At 58.8% G+C, this 24,046-nt stretch carries 18 protein-coding genes and 4 pseudogenes; 21 read left to right on the top strand and 1 reads right to left on the bottom strand.

Annotated elements, in window-relative coordinates; genetic code table 11:
• Positions 1-808: 808 nt before the first annotated feature.
• The 3 genes and pseudogenes from hisC (at position 809) to NP945_RS26565 (ending at position 4,502) form a co-directional block, all read left to right on the top strand.
• Positions 809-1,939, top strand: a complete 1,131-nt coding sequence (hisC, locus tag NP945_RS26575) for a histidinol-phosphate transaminase (protein WP_256747998.1) — start codon at positions 809-811, stop codon at positions 1,937-1,939.
• A gap of 71 nt (positions 1,940-2,010) precedes the next feature.
• Positions 2,011-3,045 carry an LLM class flavin-dependent oxidoreductase gene (locus tag NP945_RS26570; RefSeq protein ID WP_095484287.1) on the top strand — a complete coding sequence of 345 codons (1,035 nt, stop codon included), beginning with the start codon at positions 2,011-2,013 and terminating at the stop codon, positions 3,043-3,045.
• Between the two features lie 254 nt (positions 3,046-3,299).
• Positions 3,300-4,502: pseudogene (locus NP945_RS26565) on the top strand (IS3 family transposase).
• Here NP945_RS26565 and NP945_RS26560 read toward each other — a convergent pair.
• Positions 4,494-4,613 (bottom strand): annotated as a pseudogene (locus NP945_RS26560) (transposase); the annotation flags it as partial. The pseudogenes NP945_RS26565 and NP945_RS26560 sit on opposite strands and share 9 nt — an antisense overlap.
• Positions 4,614-5,007: 394 nt before the next feature.
• On the opposite strand from NP945_RS26560, the gene queC reads away from it, so the two are divergent.
• The 18 genes and pseudogenes from queC to NP945_RS26470 form a co-directional block, all read left to right on the top strand.
• Positions 5,008-5,706 (top strand): 7-cyano-7-deazaguanine synthase QueC, encoded by a 699-nt coding sequence (gene queC, locus NP945_RS26555; protein WP_063170389.1) that lies wholly within the window; start codon positions 5,008-5,010, stop codon positions 5,704-5,706.
• Positions 5,706-6,062, top strand: a complete 357-nt coding sequence (gene queD / locus NP945_RS26550; protein WP_063169374.1) for a 6-carboxytetrahydropterin synthase QueD — start codon at positions 5,706-5,708, stop codon at positions 6,060-6,062. Before queC ends, queD begins: the two co-directional genes overlap by 1 nt.
• 5 nt (positions 6,063-6,067) lie before the next feature.
• Positions 6,068-6,793 carry a 7-carboxy-7-deazaguanine synthase QueE gene (gene queE, locus NP945_RS26545; RefSeq protein WP_164548811.1) on the top strand — a complete coding sequence of 242 codons (726 nt, stop codon included), beginning with the start codon at positions 6,068-6,070 and terminating at the stop codon, positions 6,791-6,793.
• 770 nt (positions 6,794-7,563) lie between these two features.
• Positions 7,564-8,316, top strand: coding sequence for a carbonic anhydrase (locus NP945_RS26540; protein ID WP_063169372.1), 753 nt, complete (start codon positions 7,564-7,566; stop codon positions 8,314-8,316).
• A gap of 160 nt (positions 8,317-8,476) precedes the next feature.
• Positions 8,477-8,673 (top strand): annotated as a pseudogene (locus NP945_RS26535) (7-carboxy-7-deazaguanine synthase QueE); the annotation flags it as partial.
• A gap of 1,097 nt (positions 8,674-9,770) precedes the next feature.
• Complete coding sequence (nifH, locus tag NP945_RS26530) at positions 9,771-10,664, top strand: nitrogenase iron protein (RefSeq protein ID WP_024505261.1); 894 nt, start codon at positions 9,771-9,773, stop codon at positions 10,662-10,664.
• Positions 10,665-10,751: 87 nt separating this feature from the next.
• Positions 10,752-12,254 (top strand): nitrogenase molybdenum-iron protein alpha chain, encoded by a 1,503-nt coding sequence (gene nifD, locus NP945_RS26525; protein ID WP_024505262.1) that lies wholly within the window; start codon positions 10,752-10,754, stop codon positions 12,252-12,254.
• 129 nt (positions 12,255-12,383) lie between these two features.
• Positions 12,384-13,925: a nitrogenase molybdenum-iron protein subunit beta gene (nifK, locus tag NP945_RS26520; RefSeq protein WP_024505263.1), complete on the top strand. Its 1,542-nt coding sequence runs from the start codon at positions 12,384-12,386 to the stop codon at positions 13,923-13,925.
• Positions 13,926-13,986: 61 nt separating this feature from the next.
• Complete coding sequence (nifE, locus tag NP945_RS26515) at positions 13,987-15,462, top strand: nitrogenase iron-molybdenum cofactor biosynthesis protein NifE (protein ID WP_256747997.1); 1,476 nt, start codon at positions 13,987-13,989, stop codon at positions 15,460-15,462.
• Positions 15,463-15,470: 8 nt separating this feature from the next.
• Entirely contained in the window at positions 15,471-16,823 is a 1,353-nt protein-coding gene (gene nifN, locus NP945_RS26510; RefSeq protein WP_256747996.1) for a nitrogenase iron-molybdenum cofactor biosynthesis protein NifN, read from the top strand.
• Positions 16,820-17,317 carry a nitrogen fixation protein NifX gene (gene nifX / locus NP945_RS26505; RefSeq protein WP_126097324.1) on the top strand — a complete coding sequence of 166 codons (498 nt, stop codon included), beginning with the start codon at positions 16,820-16,822 and terminating at the stop codon, positions 17,315-17,317. The genes nifN and nifX overlap by 4 nt, the downstream gene beginning before the upstream one ends.
• A gap of 16 nt (positions 17,318-17,333) precedes the next feature.
• The gene (locus NP945_RS26500; protein WP_024505267.1) at positions 17,334-17,813 is read left to right on the top strand and encodes a NifX-associated nitrogen fixation protein; all 480 of its coding nucleotides are present in this window, start codon (positions 17,334-17,336) and stop codon (positions 17,811-17,813) included.
• Entirely contained in the window at positions 17,810-18,625 is an 816-nt protein-coding gene (locus NP945_RS26495) for a response regulator transcription factor (protein WP_063169370.1), read from the top strand. The genes NP945_RS26500 and NP945_RS26495 overlap by 4 nt, the downstream gene beginning before the upstream one ends.
• Positions 18,626-18,720: 95 nt before the next feature.
• Positions 18,721-19,593 carry a universal stress protein gene (locus NP945_RS26490; protein ID WP_256747995.1) on the top strand — a complete coding sequence of 291 codons (873 nt, stop codon included), beginning with the start codon at positions 18,721-18,723 and terminating at the stop codon, positions 19,591-19,593.
• An 842-nt stretch (positions 19,594-20,435) separates the two neighbouring features.
• Positions 20,436-21,734: a SidA/IucD/PvdA family monooxygenase gene (locus tag NP945_RS26485; protein ID WP_256747994.1), complete on the top strand. Its 1,299-nt coding sequence runs from the start codon at positions 20,436-20,438 to the stop codon at positions 21,732-21,734.
• Positions 21,735-21,747: 13 nt separating this feature from the next.
• Positions 21,748-22,125: a hypothetical protein gene (locus NP945_RS26480; protein ID WP_256747993.1), complete on the top strand. Its 378-nt coding sequence runs from the start codon at positions 21,748-21,750 to the stop codon at positions 22,123-22,125.
• Between the two features lie 272 nt (positions 22,126-22,397).
• On the top strand, positions 22,398-23,543 hold the full coding sequence (locus NP945_RS26475; RefSeq protein ID WP_063170388.1) for a TlpA disulfide reductase family protein: 1,146 nt from the start codon (positions 22,398-22,400) through the stop codon (positions 23,541-23,543).
• Between the two features lie 317 nt (positions 23,544-23,860).
• Positions 23,861-24,046, top strand: a pseudogene (locus NP945_RS26470) (hypothetical protein); the annotation flags it as partial.

Genomic DNA, 24,046 nt, shown 5'->3' with positions numbered 1-24,046 from the left:
TCGGTGGTGCAGCGGGTGAAGAGCCCGTATCCGGCTATCCAGAATGCTGCCTACGACAAAATACTACGTACGCGGTTCACTGTGATGCTGGACGACCTAGTGCCGGCAGTGGCACCGCTGTTGTCCGTCGACAGGTCCCGCGCTTGCTCGGTGCGACCAACAACCTTAAGCGCTAGGGCGTAACCTGACCCTGCAAGATCTCCTCACCGACTATAAGGTGCGCCTCACGATCTGAGACGATGGGACAGGATGGCTAAGGAGGTGCGCCGTCTTGCATGCCCCGCCAGCGAGGCGAACCCTCTTGGCTACGCGCGCCACCAGCGACGCTCCATATCGTCAGGCCTGCGTCTCATGCTCAGATGAGCCGGTATTTGGCTCTCTCATCAGCAAACCGAGAGAGCCCATGCCAAGACGGAAGCAAGCAAGACGAACGAGCGTCAGAGATATCCTGCGCCTGACCCATAAACAGGGCAGTCCGGTGGGCCAAGGTGGCAGAGCAACTGAGGTTCGGCAAGACTTCGGCTTCCACCTATCTGCGGGCGCTGGAGACGGGCTGTCGTGCAGGCCCTGCATGCGGCTTTGAGGACGATGCGATGTTGAAACACCGTCTGTTGCGCCGAATCGGCCGTCGGCCAAACGTTGGGTCGTCATCAGGTTCTCGACAGCTTCCCGGTGTCAAATCCAAACCGTGGTCGGCGATCCCCACCAGGGTGGGAAGGCAGCGCTGATATAGCCGAACGTCGATCAAGTCACGATCAACGATTGCCTCATGTCACATGCCCTGCGGGACTGAAAAACGGAGAAGAACATGTGCGATGCAAAACTGAAGACCGTGCTTTCGCTTTTTTCGCCGGTGGCCAGCAAATTAGATGCTCTCTCGTCCAACGGACCAGCGACGGATGCAAATTGCGTTAAGCTAAATACGAACGAGAACCCGTTTCCGTTGCCGAAGAGCGTAATGCAAAGTGCAATTGCTGCGATCGAACACCAGTATCTTTATCCGGAAGACGACAATCTCAGCTTAAGGGCAGCTGCCTCCGATGCTTACGGATTTTCCAAAGATCAGGTGATTGCCGGCAACGGTTCGTCGGAGCTGCTCGGACTCATCTACAGAGCTTTCCTCGCCCCAGGAGATAGAGTGGCAATGCTGTCGCCCGGATTTTCGTTCAACCGTAAACTTGCCATGTTGCAGGGTGCCGAGTTTCTCGAAATCGCATCGAGCGAAGCTCATCCCCTGCCGATAGAAAAACTGCTGTCCGGCCCCGCAAAAGACGCGAAGTTCATTCTGTTGGCTAATCCGAACAATCCGACCGGAACATTCGTGCCGGTGGCCGAAATCGAACGCCTTGTGGAGCAAGCAGATCGCTTGATCGTCTTGGATGAGGCCTACGTTGACTTCGCACCCGACCATGCCCTGCGCCTCGTCAATAGACATCCGAATCTTTTGATCTTGAGGACTTTTTCAAAGAGCTATGCTGCCGCTGGCGTGCGAGTCGGCTTCGGTTTCGGTCACCCAGAAATCATTGGCAGGCTGCGCAACATCCAGAATGTCTTCAACATGAACGTGATCGGGCAGGCGGTCGGGAAAAGCATTCTTGCGCATCGCCACGCCTACGAAGAGAACCACAGGCACATCAAGCATGAACGACAGCGAGTGACCCTGGCGCTGTTGCAACTTGGCTTTTCCGTAACACCCTCCCACGCAAACTTTTTGCTGGCCCGTGTGCCGGCGGGACAGGAGGGCTCATGCTGGCAAGCCGCGTTGAAAGAGCAGGCGATCCTCATCGCCAGCTTTCCTGACGTAGATTTGAAGAACTGTATTCGCGTCAGCATTGGCACCACAGAGCAGATGGACAAATTCCTTGCTGCCGCCGAACGCGTCTGTATGAACTTTAAGAAGAATCGCGGTGCTCACAAGCATGAAGTCGATTCACATTAAGCATCAAGTAATGATATGTCGTGAGCTATGATGATTAGCGAATAAATATAGGTAATTTGGAGAACAATTAATTGAAGAAAATTTCCGCTTCGGGCCTGACCTTCGGCATCTTCGATCATCTGGACGAAAACGGCGATGACATCGCACAACAATATGCAGATCGGCTGAGCCTAGCAGAAGCGTGCGATGGCTATGGCTTTTATGCGTATCATCTCGCCGAGCACCACTGTACGCCGCATGGCAGAGGTCCATCACCGAATTTGTTCTTAGCGAGCGTCGCCCAGCGAACCCGCAGTCTTCGTGTTGGTCCCATGGTAATGCTACTTGCGCTCTATCATCCGCTGCGTGCCTTCGAGGAGATCTGCATGCTTGATCAGTTGAGCGGCGGCAGGCTTGAACTCGGCATAGGGCGCGGCTCTGCTCCCACTGAATTGGGATACTTCGGGGTTGCTGTAGAAGCAGCACCAGAACAGTATGCGGAGGCCAGTGAGATTCTCATCAATGCGATGAAAGGCGGGACGCTTTCTTATCAGGGCCGCCACTTTGAGTTGAAAGATGTTCCGCTGACGTTGAGACCTCACCAATATCCCCATCCGCCGACATGGATCGCCACCAATCGACCCGAGCCGGCTAGCTGGGCCGCTGCGAATGGGGCAAACATCGCCTGCGTCGGACCTTCCACTTCTGTTCGCAGCGTTACCGACGCGTTCCGCGCCGCCCGAATTCACGATGCTGACATTGGCCAGCAAGCGCCATTTCTTGGATTGCTCCGAATGGTGGTGATAGGGCGTTCTGAAACAGATGCGTATTTGCTCGCAGCACCTGCCTATGAACGATGGCTCAATAGCTTCAAATTTCTATACGAACTAAATGCCATTTCCACTCCACCAAACTTGCCTTTGAACTTCGATGCAGCAATTGAAAGTGAATTGTGCGTCGTGGGAACGGCAGATTCTGTCCGAAAAGCTCTCCTTGATCAGCTGGAAGAGGCAGGTGCTAATTATCTTCTGTGTCAACTGGCATTTGGGGATTTGCCGCTGGATGCCTCACTATACACCGCATCGGCCATTCGATCCGAAATCATGGCTCGAGTTGCCGCATCGTGAATCCGTCGTGTGATTGGAGGAGCAGCGGCAGCGCTGCTCCTCATTGCGAAACGGTTGTGGGGGCCGGACTCCTGTGTCAGGTGTAAACCATTGGAGCACGTCCTATCTGATCCAGGTCATATCCTGCGGCTTTGAAGTAGTTGGCACATTCGGCTGGGGTGAAGAGGTCGACGACCGCGCCGAGGCGTCCTGACCTTGCCCCTCTGATCTAATCCGGTTTGAAGTTCGTTCTGGCCCATCCAGAGGACCAGGACATGAAACGCAGCCGCTTCTCTGAAGAGCAGATCATCGGAATTTTGAAGAAACACGAGGCCGGGGTATCGGTTGGCGATCTGTGCCGCAAGCACGGGGTCAGCGACGCCTCGATCTACAATTGGAAGGCCCGCTTCGGCGGGATGGATGTCACCGAGGCTCGGCGACCTGAAGGCGCTGGAGGACGAGAACACGCGCCTGAGGCGGCTTTTGGCCGACGCCATGCTCGACAATGCCGCGTTGAAGGACCTTGTGGGAAAGAAATGGTGACGCCCGCCGCCAAGCGGAAAGCTGTCGCTCGCCTGAAGGAAGGCTTCGGGATGAGCGAACGGCGGGCGTGTAAAGCCATCGGCTGTTGCCGCATGACGGTTCGCTACCAGACCAGCAGGCCGGACGACCGGGAGGTTCGCGAGCGGATGAAGGCGATCGCGCAGGAGCGTCGCCGGTTCGGCTACCGGCGTCTTCTCGTGATGCTGAGGCGGGAGGGCCTGGTCGTGAACCACAAGAAGCTGTTCCGGCTCTATCGGGAGGAGAAGCTCGCCGTTCGCCGCCGTGGCGGCCGCAAACGGGCGATCGGGACCAGGGCGCCGATGCTGGTGCCGCTGAGGCCCGACGAGCGCTGGTCGCTCGACTTCGTATCGGACCAGCTCACCGACGGGCGCCGCTTCCGCATCCTGGCCGTCGTCGACGACTGCACGAGACAGTGCCTGGCACTCATCGTTGATACGTCTCTCTCGGGCATGCGGGTTGCCCGCGAATTGGACCGGCTCATCACCAGCGCGGCCGGCCCAGGATGATCGTCAGCGACAATGGCAGCGAGTTCACCTCGAACGCCATCCTCTCCTGGGCGGATCAGAACCGCGTCGAATGGCATTACATTGCGCCCGCCAAGCCGATGCAGAATGGCTTCATCGAGAGCTTCAACGGCCGACTGCGCGATGAACTGCTCAACGAGACGCTGTTCACCTCGCTGGCTCAGGCGCGCGTAGCCATCGCCCTGTGGCACGCCGACTACAACACCGCGCGGCCGCACTCCCCCCTGGCAGACCCCGGCCAAGTTCGCCAGCACCTTCAATCCGCGACGGTCGCTCGCGCTGCGCTATGCCAAAGGCTCCGCGCCAGCGCCCGTCGCTTCACCCGCCCAGCAGGGCACAACCCACGCCGGAAACGAACTCAAAACTGCTGGGGCAACGTCAGTCCCATAGAGCCTTGATGGTTATCTCGGCCTTTGCTCGCGGCAGCGCCTTAGGTTGGGCGAAGGCGTTCTCAATCGGATTGAAGTCGGGACTGTAGGGCGGCAGGTAGAGCAGGCTCGCCTGCGGCCTCAATCGCGCCGCGCAGGGTTCTCCAGGTGGATGTCGCCAATGTCAAATTTGCTGGCATCCATGTCGCCCTCGCCAACCGCACAAGCGAAGGCCAGAAAGCCAACATGTGTTCTGCGGCTTAATTAAGAGTCAGCCGATGTCGGCCGAACATCACCTTGTCTCGAAGTCGACGATCGGACAGCAGGTTGCGAAAGTTGGCGCGATGCGAAACAAACTGCTGAAGCGCTCAACTTTTATTGATCACGCGTGTTGGACGCGACGCACTCCCGTTCCAATCGGGCTGAGCGCAAATTCTCCCGGTTCACAAAACTGAGTCGCTGGAGTAGTGGGGGCGCAGAGAAATCTCCGGTCGCAGCCTTACCCGGTCAAAACAAGGATACCAATGATGAAGACTCTCGCCGTCTGCTCTGGCGGATTGGACTCCGTTTCCCTTGCTCACATGGTGGCAGCGGAGCACGAACTCACCGGCCTTCTATCTTTCGACTATGGCCAACGGCACAGGAAGGAATTGGGCTTCGCCGCTCTTTGCGCGCAGCGACTGAAGGTCCCGCACCAGATCATCGACATCGGCGAAATTGGCCGTGGCCTTTCCGGCTCAGCGCTGACTAGCAGTATCGACGTGCCGGACGGCCACTACGCCGAAGACACGATGAAGATTACGGTGGTGCCGAACCGCAATGCCATCATGTTGGCAATCGCCTTCGGTCTCGCCGCCGCCCACAGCGCCGAAGCGGTGGCGGCGGCCGTGCATGGTGGGGACCATTTCATCTATCCCGATTGCCGTCCGGCCTTCATTGAAGCTTTCCAGACAATGCAAGACCGCGCGCTCGACGGCTATGCGCAGATACGCCTCTATGCACCGTATGTGAATCTCGGAAAAGCTGACATTGTTGCGGATGGCGCAAGATACGGCACCCCGTTTGCTGAGACCTGGTCCTGTTACAAGGGCGGCGTGCGTCACTGCGGACGATGCGGGACCTGCGTCGAGCGGCGCGAAGCGTTCCATCTCGCCGGGCACGCTGATCCCACCGACTACGAGGACGCCGATTTCTGGCTTGAGGCGCTGCGCAGGAGGCGCGCGTAATGTTCCACATCAGCAAGGAATTCCACTTCTCGGCCTCGCATCAGCTCACCTCCTTGCCTCCCAACCATCAATGCGCGCGCCTGCACGGGCATAACTATGTCGTCGTAGTGGAGCTGTCGGCCAAGGAACTGGACGCCCACGGCTTCGTGCGCGACTATCACGATCTGGCGCCGCTCAAACGCTACATTGACGAGAGCTTCGACCATCGGCACCTCAACGACGTGCTGGGACATGAGAAGGTCACGGCGGAATGCCTGGCCAGACATTTCTATGAATGGTGCAAGGCACGTCTGCCGCAGACCGCGGCCGTGCGCGTTAGCGAAACACCGAAAACTTGGGCGGAATACCGTCCGTGACCGACATGCATCCCGCAATCCGTGTGAGCGAGATATTCGGGCCGACTATCCAGGGCGAGGGCGTGCTCATCGGCTTGCCGACGGTGTTCATCAGAACCGGCGGATGTGATTATCGCTGTTCATGGTGCGACAGCCTTCACGCGGTGGACAATCAGTATCGCCATGAATGGCTACCGATGCCGATCGATGCCGTGTGGCAAACCGTCCATGCGCTTTCCGGCGGCAGGCCGGTTATGGTCTCCTTGTCAGGCGGCAACCCGGCCATTCAGCCGTTCGGTCCCCTCATAGAACGAGGCCATCGCGAGGGCTATCGTTTTGCACTGGAAACGCAGGGTTCCGTGGTGAGGGAGTGGTTTGCGGATCTTGACGTGCTGACCCTTAGCCCAAAGCCGCCGTCCAGCGAGATGACGACCCGTTGGGCTGCGTTTGATGCATGCCTCGAAGCGGCGCAAGAGAAGCCGCAAATCGTGCTCAAGCTCGTCGTTTTCGACGAGAGTGACTATGCCTACGCCAAAGAAGTCGCGGCGAGATATCCGCACCTTCCGATCTATCTGCAACCCGGCAATCACACGCCGCCGCTCCCTGGCAGTGAAGACGCCTCTGTCGACTTGGACGGAATAATGATGCGAATGGAATGGCTTGTCGAAAGGGTGACTAGCGACAGGTGGTTCGAAGCCCGCGTGTTGCCGCAGCTGCACGTTCTGCTTTGGGGTAACAAGAGGGCGGTCTAGTCTGTGGCTTGCGTCGCACCGGAAGGCCGGGCTCCAACGGCTTGGCAGGCTCTCTTCGCGTGCCGAGTACAGCCGAGCTTTGTTCGCGTCAGCGGTCTCGCGATTGTGCGGCTGGAAACCGCCCGGACACCCCGCTGCCGGCGTGTGTCACCTTGACTCCGATGAGCTGTCGTCACGCAAAGTTGAAATCCGCAAGAACTGGCCTTCTCGCCCCACCTGCTCCGTCGCAAGCACGTCATCCCCTCATCCTTGTCCAGCTCTTATCGATGTATCTCATTGTCCGGCCTGACGCACGACTGTCAGCATGGGAATGCATCCATTGCGCAAATGCCTTCCATAAAGAAGATCGATTTCCTCATTGGCCCAACGTGAAATATAGCAACGTTTTCGTGGCGTGGGTCGGCTGCGTCGGGAGTAGCGATGAAAACGTATTGGGGTCGCCTGCGTCTCCTTGGGCAGCGAGTGTAAAGTATAGCGATGCGGCCTCCGGCGCGAACGGCAGCCGCGCAGTGATCACCTTCGCCTGTGCCTTTGCGGCGGGGGTCAAGCGCTGGTCTGCTCAAATTTTTTATCGTTTAGCTGGTTGAAACTGCCCCCGTTGCGGGCTGCAGAAGCCGGCCAGCCGAGAAACGGCAGCCGCACTTATGAAAGCACGCCAAGGCATGCGGGCATCTATCAGTTGCAAAGGACAATACTGGCCGCGCCGATTGGCCATCACGCGTCCATTAGGGCAGCCACCAACATCAGTTCGCAAGAGGAGCAAAAGTAATATGTATCGTCGTCACCTGATCAAAGGGTTGGTTGCGCTCGGCGCATGCCGGATTTGCGTTCAAGCCGCCCAAGCGACCAGTGCCCATTGGGGGTACACCGGTCCGGTCGGGCCGGAGCACTGGGCTGATCTGGATAAGGAAAATTTCGTATGCTCTGCCGGCACGCAGCAATCGCCGATCAATATCAACAGCGCGGTCAAGGCGGATATCCCGCATATCGCCATCGGCTGGCACAAGGGCGGCGGCAATATGGTGAACAACGGCCACACCATTCAAATCAATATGCCACAAGGCAGCACGCTGACCCGCGGCGATCGTGTCTACGAACTGGTACAGTTCCATTTCCATGCGCCAAGCGAACATCACGTGGCGGGCAAGAGCTTCCCGATGGAGGTGCATTTCGTTCACAAGGACACGCAAAGTGGTACTCTGGGCGTGCTGGGCGTCTTTTTAACGCCCGGCGCGACAAATGCCAGCTTTGCTGCCCTTGCTGCGGCCTTTCCCGAACTGCCGAATGGGGAGGTGACGATCGACGAGGTGAATCCCAACTGGCTTCTGCCAGCCTCGCTTGGCTATTGGACTTATGAGGGCTCACTGACGACGCCGCCGTGCACCGAAAACGTCGAGTGGATGGTGGCGATGGAACCGGTTGACGTTGATCCGGCAGACATCCAGCGATTTGCCTCACTCTACCCGTCGAACGCGCGCCCTATTCATTCACCCAATCGACGCTTCATCCTGCGCCAGAGTTGAGCGCCGCCCCAGCGGTTCCGCACGGTCCAACATTCTTGGCACAAGTTGGCGCGAAGCCTCCTCTTCCGGTCTGGCGGTCTGACGGCGCTCCCCAAGCTGGCTAGTCTAAATGATAGGGATTCGGTGCCGACACCACTCGTCCCAAAGACGTCGCGGCGAGGTTTGTCTGCAACCCGGCAATCACACGCCGCCCCGCCGTGGTAATGAAGACGTCTCTGTCGAGTCCGACGGAATATGATGCGCATGGAACCGCTGGTAGAAAAGGTGACCAGCGACAGGTGGTTCGAAGCCCGCGTCTTGCCGCAGCTGCACGTTCTACTCTGGGGTAACAAGAGGGTGGTGTATACCTTCTCCTAGCTTCGCCGCCAACTGCTCGGTTTTCCGAATTGCTCTCTATATTCTTGAAGACGATGCGTTCGTTAAAGACATGTGCTGCGCACCTGGTGTAAAAGCTGCTCTCATCATGCAGAGGTCAAGCCAGTCGGGCTCATCCGAGGCTATGGCCGTGAGCACTGTTCAGTTCGGCAGAGAGGGCGCTTTTGTACACACTTTGCGATCGTGGCGGCCCCGTGGGCAGATCTGCAAGCTGCCGCGACACTAACCTCTCGAAGCCCGCCCGCCCGCCTTTCGTGCAGCTTCCTCTGAACAAAACCACCGCTCGCCCTTCAATAGGTTGATGCGTGTCTCCCAGTAAGATTCCTGTCCAAGAACGTGATAATCTTCTTGCCAGTGTTGTAGCTGATGTTGCCCTTGATGCCGCAGCCTACCGCGGCGGGACCAAACTCAATGGCAAGCAGGCCGGCTAGGATCGTGCAGCCAGTCGCGAGCCTCGCCCACAACGGGGTCTCACGCGCATGAGGGCGCCGACCATGGGTTCGGCGGTTCATACGCGTATAACACGTATCTTTCTGAAAAAATCAATGCTCTCGGCTAAGCTACTGAATTATTTGGCTTCCATATAGCGCGTCGGCGGAACCAACTTGTAGACGGGCTATGAAAGGTTAAGCGCCGATGTCTATCGGCCGCCGGCGTTCCCGCTCTGTAAGCCTGCCTGAACTACCCGCGCCGCGGTCAAGCCCCAGGCTCCTGCTCATCCAGCGACCGCCCGATCAATGGCAGGCTGGAAAGACAAGAGCCGATGTCTTCCGATGGTCTCGCCATCAGCTTTGGGCTAACTTCCCCATTCTCCCGCTTCGAGCTCGACACACGGCGGTTTGGATGGCGCACGACAATCTGTGTCGGCTTTGTCGTGTCCGTGACAGACGCCTGAAAGGCCCGTTCGCGCGTTTTGCTGCCGTCTAAGCGGCTGGAATTTAATGACAAAGTTTCTTCTGGGATCGGCCGATCACGCTGGTACGCTTTTTGCGATGCTTGGTGTGAGGCGGCACGAGCTGCCTATCGGCACTTGTGTCGCGGGCAGTCGCGATGATTAGAACGAAGGAAGGAAAGCTATTATGTCAGGTCTGCGTCAGATCGCCTTTTACGGAAAAGGCGGCATCGGCAAGTCCACCACGTCCCAAAATACGCTCGCTGCCCTTGTCGACCTCGGGCAGAGAATCCTCATCGTAGGATGCGACCCCAAAGCCGATTCCACACGCTTGATCCTGAATTCGAAAGCTCAGGATACCGTCCTGGATCTCGCCGCACAGGAAGGTTCGGTGGAAGACCTCGAACTCCAGGACGTGCTCAAGGTGGGCTACAGAGGCATCAAGTGCGTGGAGTCCGGCGGCCCCGAGCCGGGTGTCGGTTGCGCCGGCCGCGGCGTCATCACCTCGATCAATTTCCTCGAGGAGAATGGCGCTTATGACGATGTCGATTATGTCTCCTATGACGTCCTCGGCGACGTGGTATGCGGCGGCTTCGCCATGCCGATCCGCGAAGGCAAGGCCCAGGAGATCTATATCGTCATGTCCGGCGAGATGATGGCGCTCTATGCCGCCAACAACATCGCCAAGGGCATCCTCAAATATGCCCATTCGGGCGGTGTGCGGCTGGGCGGGCTGATCTGCAATGAACGTCAAACCGACCGCGAACTCGATCTGGCCGAAGCACTGGCTGGCCGATTGAATTCCAAGCTCATCCACTTCGTGCCCCGCGACAACATCGTCCAACATGCCGAACTCAGGAAGATGTCGGTGATCCAGTACGCGCCGGACTCAAAGCAGGCAGGGGAATACCGCGCTCTGGCCGAGAAGATCCACGCCAATTCGGGCCAGGGTACGATCCCGACGCCGATCACCATGGAGGAGCTGGAGGAGATGCTGCTCGACTTCGGCATCATGAAGACCGACGAGCAGATGCTTGCCGAGCTTCACTCCAAGGAAGCGGCGAAGGCGGCGGCCCAGTAGTGACATTAGCGCTGCCATGAATCGGCGCGCCTTGCAGAGAACGGCGCCTATTCTTTGAGGCGTCACCCAACCTTGAAAGGGGGACTCATGAGCCGGGAATACGAGAATGACGGTGCTCTTCATGCGAAGCTTATCGAAGAGGTGCTGTCGCATTATCCCGACAAGGCGGCGAAGCGCCGCAAGAAGCACCTCAACGTCGCAAAGAGCGGCAACGAGGCTGGCGGGGAAAGCGAGGTCCTTTCCGAATGCGACGTCAAATCGAACATCAAGTCCATTCCCGGGGTGATGACGATTCGCGGCTGTGCATATGCTGGTTCGAAAGGCGTGGTGTGGGGGCCAGTCAAGGATATGGTCCATATCTCGCACGGCCCGGTCGGCTGCGGCCAATATTCTTGGTCGCAGCGCCGCAACTACTACGTCGGTACGACGGGCGTCGACACGTTCGGGACAATGCAGTTCACCTCCGATTTCCAGGAGAAGGACATCGTCTTCGGCGGCGACAAGAAGCTGGAACAGATCATTGACGAGATTGAAGTCTTGTTTCCGCTCAACAACGGCATCACCGTGCAGTCCGAATGCCCTATCGGCCTGATTGGCGATGACACCGAGGCCGTTTCTCGCAAAAAGACCAAGGAGTATGACAAGACGATCGTGCCGGTACGCTGCGAGGGCTTCCGCGGCGTCTCGCAGTCGCTTGGCCACCACATCGCCAATGATGCAATCCGGGATTGGGTCTTCGACAAAAAGGATGTCAAGTTCGAGGCCGGCCCCTACGACGTCAACGTCATCGGCGACTACAATATCGGCGGCGATGCCTGGGCCTCGCGCATACTGCTTGAGGAGATAGGGCTGCGCGTGGTTGGCAACTGGTCGGGTGACGCCACACTCGCAGAGATCGAGCGCGCCCCGAAGGCTAAGCTCAATCTTATCCACTGCTACCGGTCGATGAATTACATCTGTCGGCATATGGAGGAAAAGTATGGCGTCGCCTGGATGGAGTACAATTTCTTCGGTCCCTCCCAGATCGAAGCCTCTCTGCGCAACATAGCCAAGCATTTTGGGCCGGAAATCGAGGAGAAGACGGAAAAGGTCATTGCCAAGTACAGGCCGCTTGTTGATGCGGTCATCGCCAAGTACCTGTCGCGCCTGGAAGGAAATACCGTGATGCTCTATGTCGGCGGCCTGCGCCCCCGCCACGTCGTCACGGCCTACGAGGACCTCGGCATGGTCATCGTGGGCACCGGCTATGAATTCGCCCACAGCGACGACTATCAGCGCACCGGCCACTACGTGAAGAACGGCACGCTGATCTACGATGACGTGACCGGCTATGAGTTGGAGAAATTCATCGAAGGGATTCGCCCAAATCTGGTCGGCTCGGGAATCAAAGAAAAATACCCGGTGCAGAAGATGGGCATACCGTTCCGCCAGATGCATTCCTGGGATTATTCAGGCCCGTATCACGGCTACGATGGCTTTGCCATTTTCGCACGTGATGTGGATCTCGCCATCAACAACCCGGTCTGGGACCTATTCCACGCGCCTTGGAAAAGAAGCCGGGGCGATGAGCGGGCGATGGCTGCCGAATAAACATTTGCTTCAGCCCCAGTCTCCCACTGAGACGGTGAACTCCCGCGGCCTCTGATCCGCCGGAGCCTGGAACGTCTTGACGTCCTGAGCTGCCGTCCCGCGCAGCCAGATGCAAAAGAGGTAATCATCATGCCGCAGTCGGCTGAAAAAATTCTCGATCACGCTCCCCTGTTCCGCGAGCCGGAATACAGAAAGATGCTCGCTGAGAAGAAGCTAAACTTCGAATGTCCGCACCCCGATGAAATCGTTTCCGATCAGCGCGATTTCACCCAGACGTGGGAATACCGCGAAAAGAACCTCGCCCGCAAAGCGCTTGTCGTGAACCCGGCCAAGGCCTGCCAGCCGCTGGGTGCGGTATTCGCTGCCGCCGGCTTCGAGCGAACCATGTCCTTCGTCCACGGCAGCCAAGGTTGCGTCGCCTATTACCGCTCGCACCTGTCGCGCCATTTCAAGGAGCCTGCCGCGGCGGTCTCCTCCTCAATGACCGAGGATGCGGCGGTGTTTGGCGGCCTGAAGAACATGGTCGACGGGCTCGCCAACACCTACCAGCTCTACGACCCCAAGATGATTGCCGTGTCGACGACCTGTATGGCAGAGGTCATTGGCGACGACCTGCACAGCTTCATCCAGAACGCCAAGGACGAAGATTCAGTCCCGCGCGACTTCGACGTGCCCTTTGCCCACACCCCGGCCTTCGTTGGCAGTCATGTCGACGGCTATGACAACATGGTCAAAGGCATTTTGGAGCACTTCTGGAAAGGTCAGGAGCGTACGCAAATCGAAGGAACCATCAACATCATTCCGGGCTTCGACGGCTTCTGCGTCGGCAACAACCGGGAGCTCAAGCGCCTGCTCGATGTAATGGGCGTGTCCTATACATTGATCCAGGATGCCTCTGACCAGTTCGATACGCCTTCGGACGGTGAATACCGCATGTATGACGGGGGCACGAAGATCAACGAGGTGAAGAAGGCCCTCAACGCCGAGGCAACGCTTTCGCTGCAGCATCACAACACCCGAAAGACACTGGGCTATTGCGAGGAGGTCGGGCAGGCGACGGCCTCGTTCCACTATCCGCTCGGCGTTCAGGCGACGGACGAATTCCTGATGGAGGTCGCGGCGATTTCCGGCAAGGAGATTCCCGAGGCAATTCGCCTCGAGCGCGGCCGACTGGTAGACGCCATGGCGGACAGCCAATCCTGGTTGCATGGTAAGAAATACGCCATCTACGGTGATCCCGACTTCGTTCACGCAATGGCCCGCTTTGTCATGGAGACCGGCGGCGAGCCAACCCATTGCCTCGCCACCAATGGCACCTCGGCATGGGAAGCCGATTTGAAGAAGCTGCTAGCATCCTCGCCTTTCGGCAAGGCTGCCCAGGTTTGGGCGGGCAAGGACCTGTGGGCGCTGCGCTCACTGCTCTTTACCGAGCCGGTGGACCTTTTGATCGGCAATTCCTACGGCAAGTACCTGGAGCGCGACACCGGAACACCGCTGATCCGGCTGATGTTTCCGATCTTCGATCGGCACCATCATCACCGCTTTGCGCTCTTTGGCTACCAGGGAGCGTTGCGCGTGCTGACGACGATCCTCGACAAGATCTTCGACAAACTCGATCGCGAGACGAGCGAGACGGGTGTGACGGATTATTCCTATGACCTCACGCGCTAAGAGCCGTGGCCGGCTTTTCGCCGAGGCCATTCCTTGCCCAATGGACTGGGGAGGCTGAGCAATGTCCTCCCTCAGCGCCAAAATCAAGGACGCCTTCGATGAGCCCGCCTGCGATAAGAACCGTGGCAAAGATGCCAAGGCGCGCAAGGAGGGCTGCTCGAAGTCGCTGACACCAGGGGCGGCAGCCGGCGGCTGCGCCTTTGACGGAGCCAAGATCGTCCTGCAGCCGATCACCGACGTTGCGCATCTGGTCCATGCGCCGCTCGCCTGCGAGGGCAATTCTTGGGACAACCGTGGTGCGGTTTCGTCAGGGCCGACCTTGTGGCGGACAAGCTTCACGACCGACCTCACCGAACTCGACCTTGTGATGGGGCAGGGCGAGCGGAAACTCTTCAAGGCGATCCGCGAGATCAAGCACACATACGCGCCGCCGGCGATCTTCGTCTACTCGACTTGCGTAACGGCGCTGATCGGTGACGACATCGAGGCCGTGTGCAAACGCGCCACGGAAAAGTTCGGTTTGGCCGTGGTGCCGATCAATGCGCCTGGCCTGGCAGGCTCCAAGAACCTCGGCAATAAGCTCGCCGCCGAGGCGTTGCTCGATCATGTCATCGGCACGGTCGAACCCGACGACCCCGGACCCTACGACATCAACATCCTTGGCGAATTCAACCTCTCGGGCGAATTCTGGCTTGTAAAGCCGCTCCTCGATCGGCTCGGGATTCGGGTGCGCGCCTGCATTCCCGGCGATGCGCGTTACCGCGACATTGCTTCCGCGCACCGCGCCCGGGCGGCAATGATGGTGTGCTCGACCGCGCTGATCAGTCTTGCCCGCAAGATGGAGGAGCGCTGGGACATCCCGTTCTTCGAGGGCTCCTTCTATGGCATCTCCGACACATCGCAAGCTCTTCGAAACCTTGTCAGGCTGCTGGTGAGGAAGGGCGCCGATCCGGAGATCCTCGAGCGCACAGAGACGCTGATCGCGCAGCAGGAGGCGATCGCGTGGAAGAAACTCGAATCCTACCGGCAAAGGCTCCAAGGCAAGCGCGTGCTGCTCAACACAGGCGGTGTGAAGTCCTGGTCGGTTGTCCATGCGCTGATGGAGATCGGAATCGAGATCGTCGGCACCTCGATCAAGAAATCTACGGTGCAGGACAAGGAGCGCATCAAACAAGTTCTCAAGCACGACAAGCACCTGTTCGAATCCATGGCTGCGAGCGAGCTGTACGCCATGCTCTCTGAACACAGGGCCGATATCATGCTGTCGGGCGGTCGCACGCAATTCATTGCGCTCAAGGCCAAGACGCCCTGGCTCGATATCAACCAGGAGCGCCAGCATCCTTATGCCGGCTATGACGGCATGGTGGAACTCGTACGCCAGATCGACCTCGCCATTCACAATCCGATCTGGTCTCAGGTGCGCCAGCCGGCCCCGTGGGATTGCCAGCCTGAGCTGATAGGCGAATTGCCGTGCACGAGGAACGAGACCGCGTACCTGTTTGATGAATTCGCCTGCGCGACGGCACACGAGTGTTGAGGCGACCGATGGCCCGCATCCTTCCCCAGAGCAAATCGGCGGCAGTCAACCCGCTGAAGTCGTCGCAGCCGCTGGGTGCCGCCTTTGCCTTTCTTGGCGTCGACGGTGCGATGCCGCTGTTCCACGGCAGCCAAGGCTGCACAAGCTTTGCGCTCGTTCTCTTCGTGCGGCACTTCAAAGAAGCGATTCCCTTGCAGACTACGGCGATGGATGAGGTGGCGACCATCCTCGGCGCAGCCGACCATCTGGAAGAGGCGATCCTCAACCTCAAGAACCGCACGAAGCCAACGCTGATCGGGGTGTGCACGACCGCGCTGGTGGAGACGCGTGGCGAAGATTGCGCGGGTGATATTGCCAACATCATGCGGAAGCACACGCAACAGCTTGCGGGTACGGAGGTCGTGCTGGCCAACACGCCGGATTTTGACGGCGCGATCGAAGAGGGCTGGGCCAAGGCAGTCACCGCAATGATCGAAGGGATTACGCGCTCGGGCGAACGGGCGCGGCACCCGAAGAAGATCGCAATCCTGCCCGGATGCAACCTCTCTGTCGCCGACATCGAGCATATGCGGGACATGGTTGAAAGCTTTGGGCTCAAGCCGGTTATTCTGCCCGACATTTCAGGCTCGCTCGACGGTACGGTTCCTGACCGCTGGGTAGCGACCACATACGGCGGCACCAGCGTCGAAGACATTCGCGAGTTGGGTACGGCCATGCGATGCATCGCCATCGGTGAGCACATGCGCCGCCCGGCGACAGCGCTGCTCGGGTTGACCGGCGTGCCTTACGTGTTGTTCCAGTCACTGACTGGGCTGCAGGACACGGACCGCTTCGTGTCGCTGCTGTCTTCGATTTCGGGCGCGGCGGTACCGGCCCGCGTGCGCCGGCGCCGGGCGCAATTGCAGGACGCGATGCTCGACGGACATTTCCATTTCGGCGGCAAGAAAATTGCCATCGCTGCCGAACCAGACCAGCTGTTCCAACTTGCAACCTTCTTTGCTGGTCTCGGCTCCGAGATAGCCGCGGCCGTCACAACGACCGACAGGTCTAAAATTCTCAAGAAAGTCCCGGCGGTTTCGGTTCAGATCGGCGATCTCGGCGATCTGGAAAGTCTTGCCGTCGGTGCTGACCTGCTTGTCACGCATTCGCACGGGCGCCAAGCATCGGAGCGGCTCGGAATTCCGCTCATGCGCATCGGGTTCCCGGTCTTCGATCGACTAGGCAGCCAGCACAAGCTCGCAATTCTCTATCAGGGCACCCGCGACATGATCTTCGAGGTCGCCAGCATCTTCCAGGCCAACCAACACGCGCCCACTCCTGAGGCGCTTGATCCACTCCGTAATCGAGAAATATCACGATGAACGCTGTTCGCCGCCTCTCGCTGGTCAGTAATGAGGTTTTCGCCCCGATGCCTGAACGACGTAAGGGCGCATTGCGCGTTGCGATCGCCACTCAGGACATGCAGGACCTCAATGCCCATTTCGGGTCGGCCAGGCGCTTTGCTGTCTACGACGTGACGCGCGAGGAATGGAATCTCGTAGAAGCCGTGGCCTTCGATGACGTGTCCGATGAAAGCGGGGAGCATCGGGCCGAGCGCGATGATCGCATCACGCCAAAGGTGGATGCGCTCAAGGGCTGTCAGATCCTGTTTTGTCTGGCAATTGGCGGCCCTTCGGCAGCCAAGCTTGTCGCGGCAAAAATCCACCCGATCAAAGTGGCGGAGCCCCAATCGATCCCACAGGTGCTCTTGCGCACGCAGATGATGCTCAGGACGTGTCCTCCGCCTTGGCTGCGCAAGGTGCTGGCGCGAGCGGGCATTGCCGAAAAGAAACCGTCCTTCGAGGACGAGGACTGAAAAGAGGAGGACGCCAATGCCTGACCCCGCAATCCCCCCAGCTGTCGCCGAAGACGAGGCGGCTCTTTGCACCCCGTTCGTCAAATGCCTCGTGCGGCTGATCCGTTCTCAGGATTCCTATGGCTCGTGGGAACGCAAAGCGGACGCTGAGCTGCTGGGCGACTTCATCATTACCAAGGAACAGCGCCGAGGGATCCCAATCATCGGAGATCCCGATCCCGACGTGCTGTGGAGGCTCGACAAGTACTACGCCGCCATCGGGCTTGCGATCGAGGAGCGCTGCGGCCTTATGGCATCGCCGATGATCCAGGTGAGCCATGAGGGTTTTGGTCGGGTGCTTTTCACGACCGGACGGCTGGTCGTTTTGTCCAAAACGCTGCGCGATGTCCACCGGTTTGGCTTCGAGACGCTCCTGAAGCTCGCCACGGCCGGTACGAAGCTGGTCGACGATGCGATTTCAGTCATCGAAACCTTTCCCCACGTGGCGCTGGCATGATGGGCGCGATTTTCGAGAAAGGCCATCATGACGGACCCGAGAAACTATGTTGGCCAGTCCCCTCGATCCAGGGACTCGAGGCCGACCAGGTTGTTGGGGTATCGCCGATGAAAAAGCCGCTGGTCCTGATCTGCTCGCAAGATGCCGAGTTCTATCTGCTCTACAGCCACATACTGGAGGTTGACGGTTTCAGCAGTGAGACGGCAGACGGCGCGAAGGCTGCGCTGGCCTTGGCCGAACAACGGGAGCTTCAGGCCGTAGTGCTGGATTGCGACCCAGCCAGCATAAACGGGTCCGCAATTTGCGCCCACCTCAAGCGGGAACCGCGCACCACCGACCTGCCTATCATCGCCCTGATCGCGCCTGGCGCCGAGCACCAGCACCTCGATCTCTTGAAGGCAGGCGTTGAGAGCTTTGTGCGGCCGGTGGCTCCGGCCAAGCTGCTCGACTGCCTGCGGGCGAGGCTCGGGCTGACCAAGCGTGGTCCGAACGGGGTTGAAAACGACAGTTGGATTTGTTGTGGAGGCCTGGAGATGAAGCTCGATGCCCATCGGGTTCGCGGTAATGGCCACGACATCCATCTCGGACGGATCGATTTCAACGTGCTGCGGCTTATGATTGAGGCCCCCGGCAAGGTCTTCAGCCGGGACGAGCTTATCGGGGCGGCCTGGCTGCCCAACATTCATGTCGGTGCACGCACCGTCGATGTCCATATCAGCCGAATCAGGAGGGCGCTGAAAACGGCCTTGCCCGGCAGCGTCATTCGCACCGTCAGGTCGGCCGGCTACTCGCTCGAGAAGCCGGACGACTGAAATCGGTGATCGAACGTGGTGCCGCTCTCTCTTCCTCCTGAGAGCGGTGTTGCCGCTTTGAGGCGCTCCTAACGAAGACCAGGAGAAGCAGGCAAATGGAATTTAAAAGCATATTCAGTGTGACGGGTGCTGATCATTCTGATGAGGACCTCACAACAGCTGCCGGACTGTGTGCCGAGGTCGGCGCGCACCTATCGGTACTCATTATACCGCCTCCATTGCTCTTGATGTCGTCTCCGCCCCCCGAATGGGATACAGGACGTGCACAGGCAATTGCAGTACCGAACTATCGATTTCAGCAAATCGAGAAATTTTCACAGGACGTGACCAGAATGGAAAGACGGTCCGCGGATATCCTCAAAAGGCTGAAAGCTATGTCGCTTTCCTGTGACGTTGACACCGACTATTGCGATCCGGCTAGCCTCGGTGAAGTGGCACGACAGCGGGCGCTCTGCGCTGACCTGACGATCGTTGGAGGAGACCTCCTCAACGATGAGACTCTCGGACCTCCTGTTGTCAACGGCTGCTTGTTCGATAGCGGAAAGCCGGTGCTCATCGTGCCGAAGGGCGTTAAGGCGACGCTGTCGCCTCGACGCGTGCTGGTCGGCTGGGATTCGCGTGTAGAGGCCTCGCGTGCGGTTCGGGAAGCTCTTAGTATCCTATCCGCTGCCAGGGAAGTCTGTGTCGCTATGGTCGATCCAAAGGCGCAAAACAACGGGAAAGGCGCGCAGTCTGGAGCTGACATCGCTGCCTATCTTACTCGGCACGGTGCTCGGGTCTCCGTTGACCTGCTTAAGAGCGCCGGCAAATCGGCGGGCACAGTGCTGACCCAGCACGCGAACGACATCTGTGCTGACATGATGGTCATGGGTGCTTATGGCAGCCGTGGGCTGCGTGAGCGGATTTTCGGCGGTCCGCCGAGCTGGAGCTTTGGGAAGACCACATTGCCGCTGTTTTTGGCTCGCTGATCAGCTCCGTAGGAACACCGATCAGGTCGTAGGACCGCCAACCAGTCCGAAGTCGTCGTCGGTTACCGGTCGGATTGCGGAGACATGGCTGGATCCGCGAACATCTTGCGACGCTTGTCAGAGCCAAACCGGACGCCTCGACTGCTTCACGACGCTCTCGTGAACCAACTCGTGCGAGATCGCCGCAACGGGCAGTAAAGACGAACGGCTGCAGCAGACCGCAGCCAAGCCACAGGGCGGGGTGTACCAGGAGACCCCGCCTCGTGCGCGAACCCTGTTGGAAGGCCCCTTATCAGTACCCGGACGCGCGTCAAATCGGCGGCTGTCCCTGTCAGCCTGCGGTGTGCAAGGGCCGCTGCCGCGGAGCTTCCCCTGCCCGATCGTCGGGCGTGCGACAATGTCGGATTCCAGACGAGCTGGAACTGCGCGAACTCGTTGGTTTGACAGGTCTTTATCCGGCACGTCGCATGCATGGGAGTCTCCGAAAGCATTAAGAGCCGTTATCCATGGTTACGCCCCTCGAAAGAAAGAGCCGCTTCCGTCGTGGCAGGGAAACAGCCACTCCTGGGGTGGAGGCCGGCGCTAGAAGCCGCCGTAAGATCCGGAAGAGCCGCGCGACAGCATCACACACTTTCCTTCTGCTCTTGGGTTCGGATCACGCCGCGCCGCTGTCGATGCCGCCGACATTGAGCCCAAGACCTGGAAGGCGGCACACGCTTTTGCTGTCCTCTCAGTCGGGACCGCGGCTCAAGCATGCCTGTGAGGTTCGCATTGCTCAATGCCCGGCGATCGACGTCAACATGCCGCTGAGTTGGAAAACACTCCTAGAGGAGTAAGGATAAGTGGACCTCTTTTGTATTGGTGTGGGTGCTGGACCATCTAATTTGAGCCTTGCGTGTCAGATACAGGAAGAGATTGCGCAAGGGGCACTGTTCCTGGATCGGCAGGTTGATTTCCGAGGACATCCAGGCAGCGCTTTCGATTGCGCGGAGCTCCAGGTCGGCCACTTCCAGGATCTGGTTACTCTGGTCAATCCGCGATCAGCCTACACATTCGTAAACTACCTCCACGAGAACGGGCGTCTTTACAATTTCCTCAATGCGCAATTTCACGGGGTGCTTAGAGCCGAGTTCGCCCAATATCTCAACTGGGCGTTCCAGAAGAATCCGCTTGTCCGTGGCGGCGAGGCCGTTCGCGAAATCCGCTTTGACGGCGAGTTTCGCGTGCGGACGGACAACGCGGTCCTTGATGCAAGAAACCTCGTCATCGACATAGGCAAGCAGGCGCAAATTCCGCCTCAGTTTCATGGCTGGACTGGACCCAACCTGTTCCACTCATCTGAGTTGGCCCACATCAATCCTGAGGTGCAAAAAAAGCATGTCTGCGTTGTTGGCGGCGGACAGTCGGGAGCCGAGCTGCTACTGCACCTTGTCGGCCGGCCGAAAGAACGGCGGCCCGCGGCGATCACATGGGTCTTGACGCGCGAGATGCCTTTCGACGACCACGCGTTCACAAACGGGCTGTTCACGCCATGCTTCTCGGATCGTTTTGCTGCGATGAGCGAGGTGCATCGACAGCTGTTCCTGCGGCGTTTCGCGCTTGCCTCCGAGGGCATTTCAGAAAGCAAGTTGCGCGCGGTCTATCAGGCGCTCTACCACCACGCCTTTCTCGAGCCACACCAATGCGAGATCACATTGCGGCCAAGTTGCAACGTGTCGCGCTGCATCAATGCCGGAGCAGGGCACAGGCTCACGCTGCAACGCGGCTTGGACAACATCGGAGAAGTAACCGCCGATATCGTCATCCTGGCCACCGGGTACGAGAAACCGCTGCCGGGTTTCCTAGAACCGATCGCAGATCGCCTCGAACAGATCGGCAATGAGCTCGCCATCGGCGAGGATTTTTCGGTGTACTGGGACGGACCGCGAGACCGACGCCTTTTCGTTCAGAACGCCTGCCTTGGACAGCGCGGGCTGGCTGATCCGAACTTTGGGCTGCTGGCCTGGCGAGCGCGCCGCATCCTTGACAGCCTTCTGCGGCGCGCGCCATGCGCCAATCCCGAGCATCTAGGGTTCATCAACCGTCCCTTGACGGAGTGCTGGCCCGACCTCGGAGTCGAACAAATGGGCAGCGGGATATGATTCGTCGATATTGATGATCGGCGGTGGCATTCAGGAAAGATTGCCGCCTCTGGCGGCAAAAGCGGGACGAGCAATATTCCTACGGCGTCAGATCGCTCTGCTCGCGCTTGAGCAAGGTAGCGTCGCGCGACTCCTGCTTGGCGTGAAACAGCAAAGGGCATTCAATCACGATGCAGCTTTACGTGCTGTCGGGCTCAACGCCACGTGGATCGAGCCCAACGCCGCCGTTGGCAACCGCGACGCGAATTATGACGCCGGGCCACATGCGGCGGTGGCTGCAAGGGTACCGAGCCTCTCCCGCACTTTCGACCCCATCGCCGAAGTGCGACTACTCCAGGACGCCGAAGCCGGTCTTATCGCCAGCGGGCCAGCCAAACTCTCACCTTCCTAAACGGCAGCCGCTAAGGTGAGCCGTCGAAAGCCGACATTCAGGTTAACGTCAGCTGGCCGTGTTAGGGCTCGCTTATTCAAGGCGGTACCGGCGCTTGCCGAAGCTAAGAAGGGTTGGCATGCCCTTTGCCGTGCTTGATGTGCGGCAACACGGTGAGAGCTCCGCTGAAGCAAGCGAGAGGGAGCAATGCCCTCGAGACCGTGTCCGATTTTGACTGGAAAATATTCCGCGACAAAAGAGACGAAAGGTGTGGAATGACTTTGGACACCAAGATGGAACTGCGTATGGGGTCCCCGGCTCCTGCGCTGAAAGTGGAGAACTGGCTGCGTGGCGAGCCCCTCACGAGCCTTCGGCCCGGCAAGGTCTACCTCGTTGAATTTTGGGCGACTTGGTGCCGACCATGTGTCCACGCCATGCCCCATTTGATCGAACTGCAGGAGAAATATAAAGACAGCGGATTTGAGATTATCGGAGTCGCAGCTTGCGAAAAGGCTGCAACCGCGGACGAAGCGCGGACCAACGTGGATGCCTGGCTGACCGAGAAGTTCCCGAATCTGAATTATCGGACAGCGTTCGATTGCACTGGCGAAATGAAAAAGCTCTGGCTGGAACCCAGCTCTTCGTTCGGGATTCCCACCTCGTTCGTGGTCGACCGCGACGGCCACATCGCTTATATCGGCCACCCGGCACCTCTCGATGACGTTTTGCCGAAAGTCCTTAACGGCAGCTGGCGCAGCAGCTATGAAGCGAAAGCCGTCGATGCAAAGCGAATCTCGCGTGTGCGCGAATCGTCGCTGAGTCAGCCGATATACGCCAAACTTGGGCCGGCGATGCAGGACGAGGATTGGGCAGCGGCGCTATTGGCCATCGAAGAAGGCCTCGCCGTGATGCCAGACTCTTTTGATTTTCGGCGGGTTCATGCGGATATTCTGCTTCACAAGCTGCGCGACATCAAAACCGGCTTGCCGCTTATGCGCGAATTGGTCGAGGACGCGATCAACAAAAAGTTCGAAGCGATGTCTTGGGTGGTGATGGCGCTGAACCAACTCTTCCATCCCACGATCGACAACTCCCATCTTCCGCATGATGATCGCTTTGCGATGGGCAAGGAGCTCTCCGAACAGATCCTGGAACTTAATCCTCCGCAAGGCGATGGAGACTTTAAATTCGGGTGTTACTTTCCGGTCGCTCAGTATTATTACGAGAGCGGCAACAAGGACCGGGCGATCGAGTTGATCGAGGTGGCAATCAAATCGCTGGACCATTCGGAGCCAGTGCCGGACCAAACCAAACAGCGCTACCTCACCTCGTTGCTCCAAGCCCTGGCCAACTACACGGGTGAGCCTGCCTGTCACGCGGGTCTCTGTGTGGCTCCGCAAAACAAGACTTCCGAAACTCAAAACGCTGTCACTTCCTGAGCAAGGATCGCGAAGGGCATGACAATTGGAATTGAACACCGGCAAATCCGCCCGCCCAGGCGCACTTCGCAGCAATAACGTCGATGCCGCAAAAGTGCGCGGCTTGCGGCAGGTGGAATTTCCATTGCGTTTACGGGTCGAACCGCGGCGCAGGCGTTCGCGCCGCGGTGAAAGGTCTCGCATTGGTGGACGTGCTCGAGGTCGGCCACGGGACACTGTTGCGTGGGATCGGCTCGCCCAAGCCATTCCCCGCCCACGCAAGCGCCCGAACCACACATCGCAGAAAAAGAGATCGTCCTTCAAGAGGAGTACTGAAATTGGGGAAAAGCGAGATTCCTCATGAACCGGTTGGCCCTGCTGTCCACAAGGACGACGAGGCCCTTGCTTCCCCGTTCGTCAAATGCCTCCTGCGGCTCATTCGTACTCAGGATTCCTTCGGCTTATGGGAAGGCCATTCGGATGCCGAGCTGCTGGCCGAGTTCATCATCACCAAGCAACAGCAA

Source organism: Mesorhizobium sp. LMG17149, assembly GCF_024518695.1.
Classification (GTDB): Bacteria; Pseudomonadota; Alphaproteobacteria; order Rhizobiales; family Rhizobiaceae; genus Mesorhizobium.
The sequence above is the reverse complement of the archived record's forward strand: the minus strand, read 5'-3'. Positions and strand labels throughout refer to the sequence as shown.

What these genes read in the sequence shown, in the direction of transcription:
- hisC (WP_256747998.1), top strand. Translation starts at nt 809, where the DNA reads ATGTGCGATGCAAAACTGAAGACCGTGCTTTCGCTTTTTTCGCCGGTG.
- queC (WP_063170389.1), top strand. Translation starts at nt 5,008, where the DNA reads ATGAAGACTCTCGCCGTCTGCTCTGGCGGATTGGACTCCGTTTCCCTT.
- queD (WP_063169374.1), top strand. Translation starts at nt 5,706, where the DNA reads ATGTTCCACATCAGCAAGGAATTCCACTTCTCGGCCTCGCATCAGCTC.
- queE (WP_164548811.1), top strand. Translation starts at nt 6,068, where the DNA reads ATGCATCCCGCAATCCGTGTGAGCGAGATATTCGGGCCGACTATCCAG.
- NP945_RS26540 (WP_063169372.1), top strand. Translation starts at nt 7,564, where the DNA reads ATGTATCGTCGTCACCTGATCAAAGGGTTGGTTGCGCTCGGCGCATGC.
- nifH (WP_024505261.1), top strand. Translation starts at nt 9,771, where the DNA reads ATGTCAGGTCTGCGTCAGATCGCCTTTTACGGAAAAGGCGGCATCGGC.
- nifD (WP_024505262.1), top strand. Translation starts at nt 10,752, where the DNA reads ATGAGCCGGGAATACGAGAATGACGGTGCTCTTCATGCGAAGCTTATC.
- nifK (WP_024505263.1), top strand. Translation starts at nt 12,384, where the DNA reads ATGCCGCAGTCGGCTGAAAAAATTCTCGATCACGCTCCCCTGTTCCGC.
- nifE (WP_256747997.1), top strand. Translation starts at nt 13,987, where the DNA reads ATGTCCTCCCTCAGCGCCAAAATCAAGGACGCCTTCGATGAGCCCGCC.
- nifN (WP_256747996.1), top strand. Translation starts at nt 15,471, where the DNA reads ATGGCCCGCATCCTTCCCCAGAGCAAATCGGCGGCAGTCAACCCGCTG.
- nifX (WP_126097324.1), top strand. Translation starts at nt 16,820, where the DNA reads ATGAACGCTGTTCGCCGCCTCTCGCTGGTCAGTAATGAGGTTTTCGCC.
- NP945_RS26500 (WP_024505267.1), top strand. Translation starts at nt 17,334, where the DNA reads ATGCCTGACCCCGCAATCCCCCCAGCTGTCGCCGAAGACGAGGCGGCT.
- NP945_RS26495 (WP_063169370.1), top strand. Translation starts at nt 17,810, where the DNA reads ATGATGGGCGCGATTTTCGAGAAAGGCCATCATGACGGACCCGAGAAA.
- NP945_RS26490 (WP_256747995.1), top strand. Translation starts at nt 18,721, where the DNA reads ATGGAATTTAAAAGCATATTCAGTGTGACGGGTGCTGATCATTCTGAT.
- NP945_RS26480 (WP_256747993.1), top strand. Translation starts at nt 21,748, where the DNA reads ATGATCGGCGGTGGCATTCAGGAAAGATTGCCGCCTCTGGCGGCAAAA.
- NP945_RS26475 (WP_063170388.1), top strand. Translation starts at nt 22,398, where the DNA reads ATGGAACTGCGTATGGGGTCCCCGGCTCCTGCGCTGAAAGTGGAGAAC.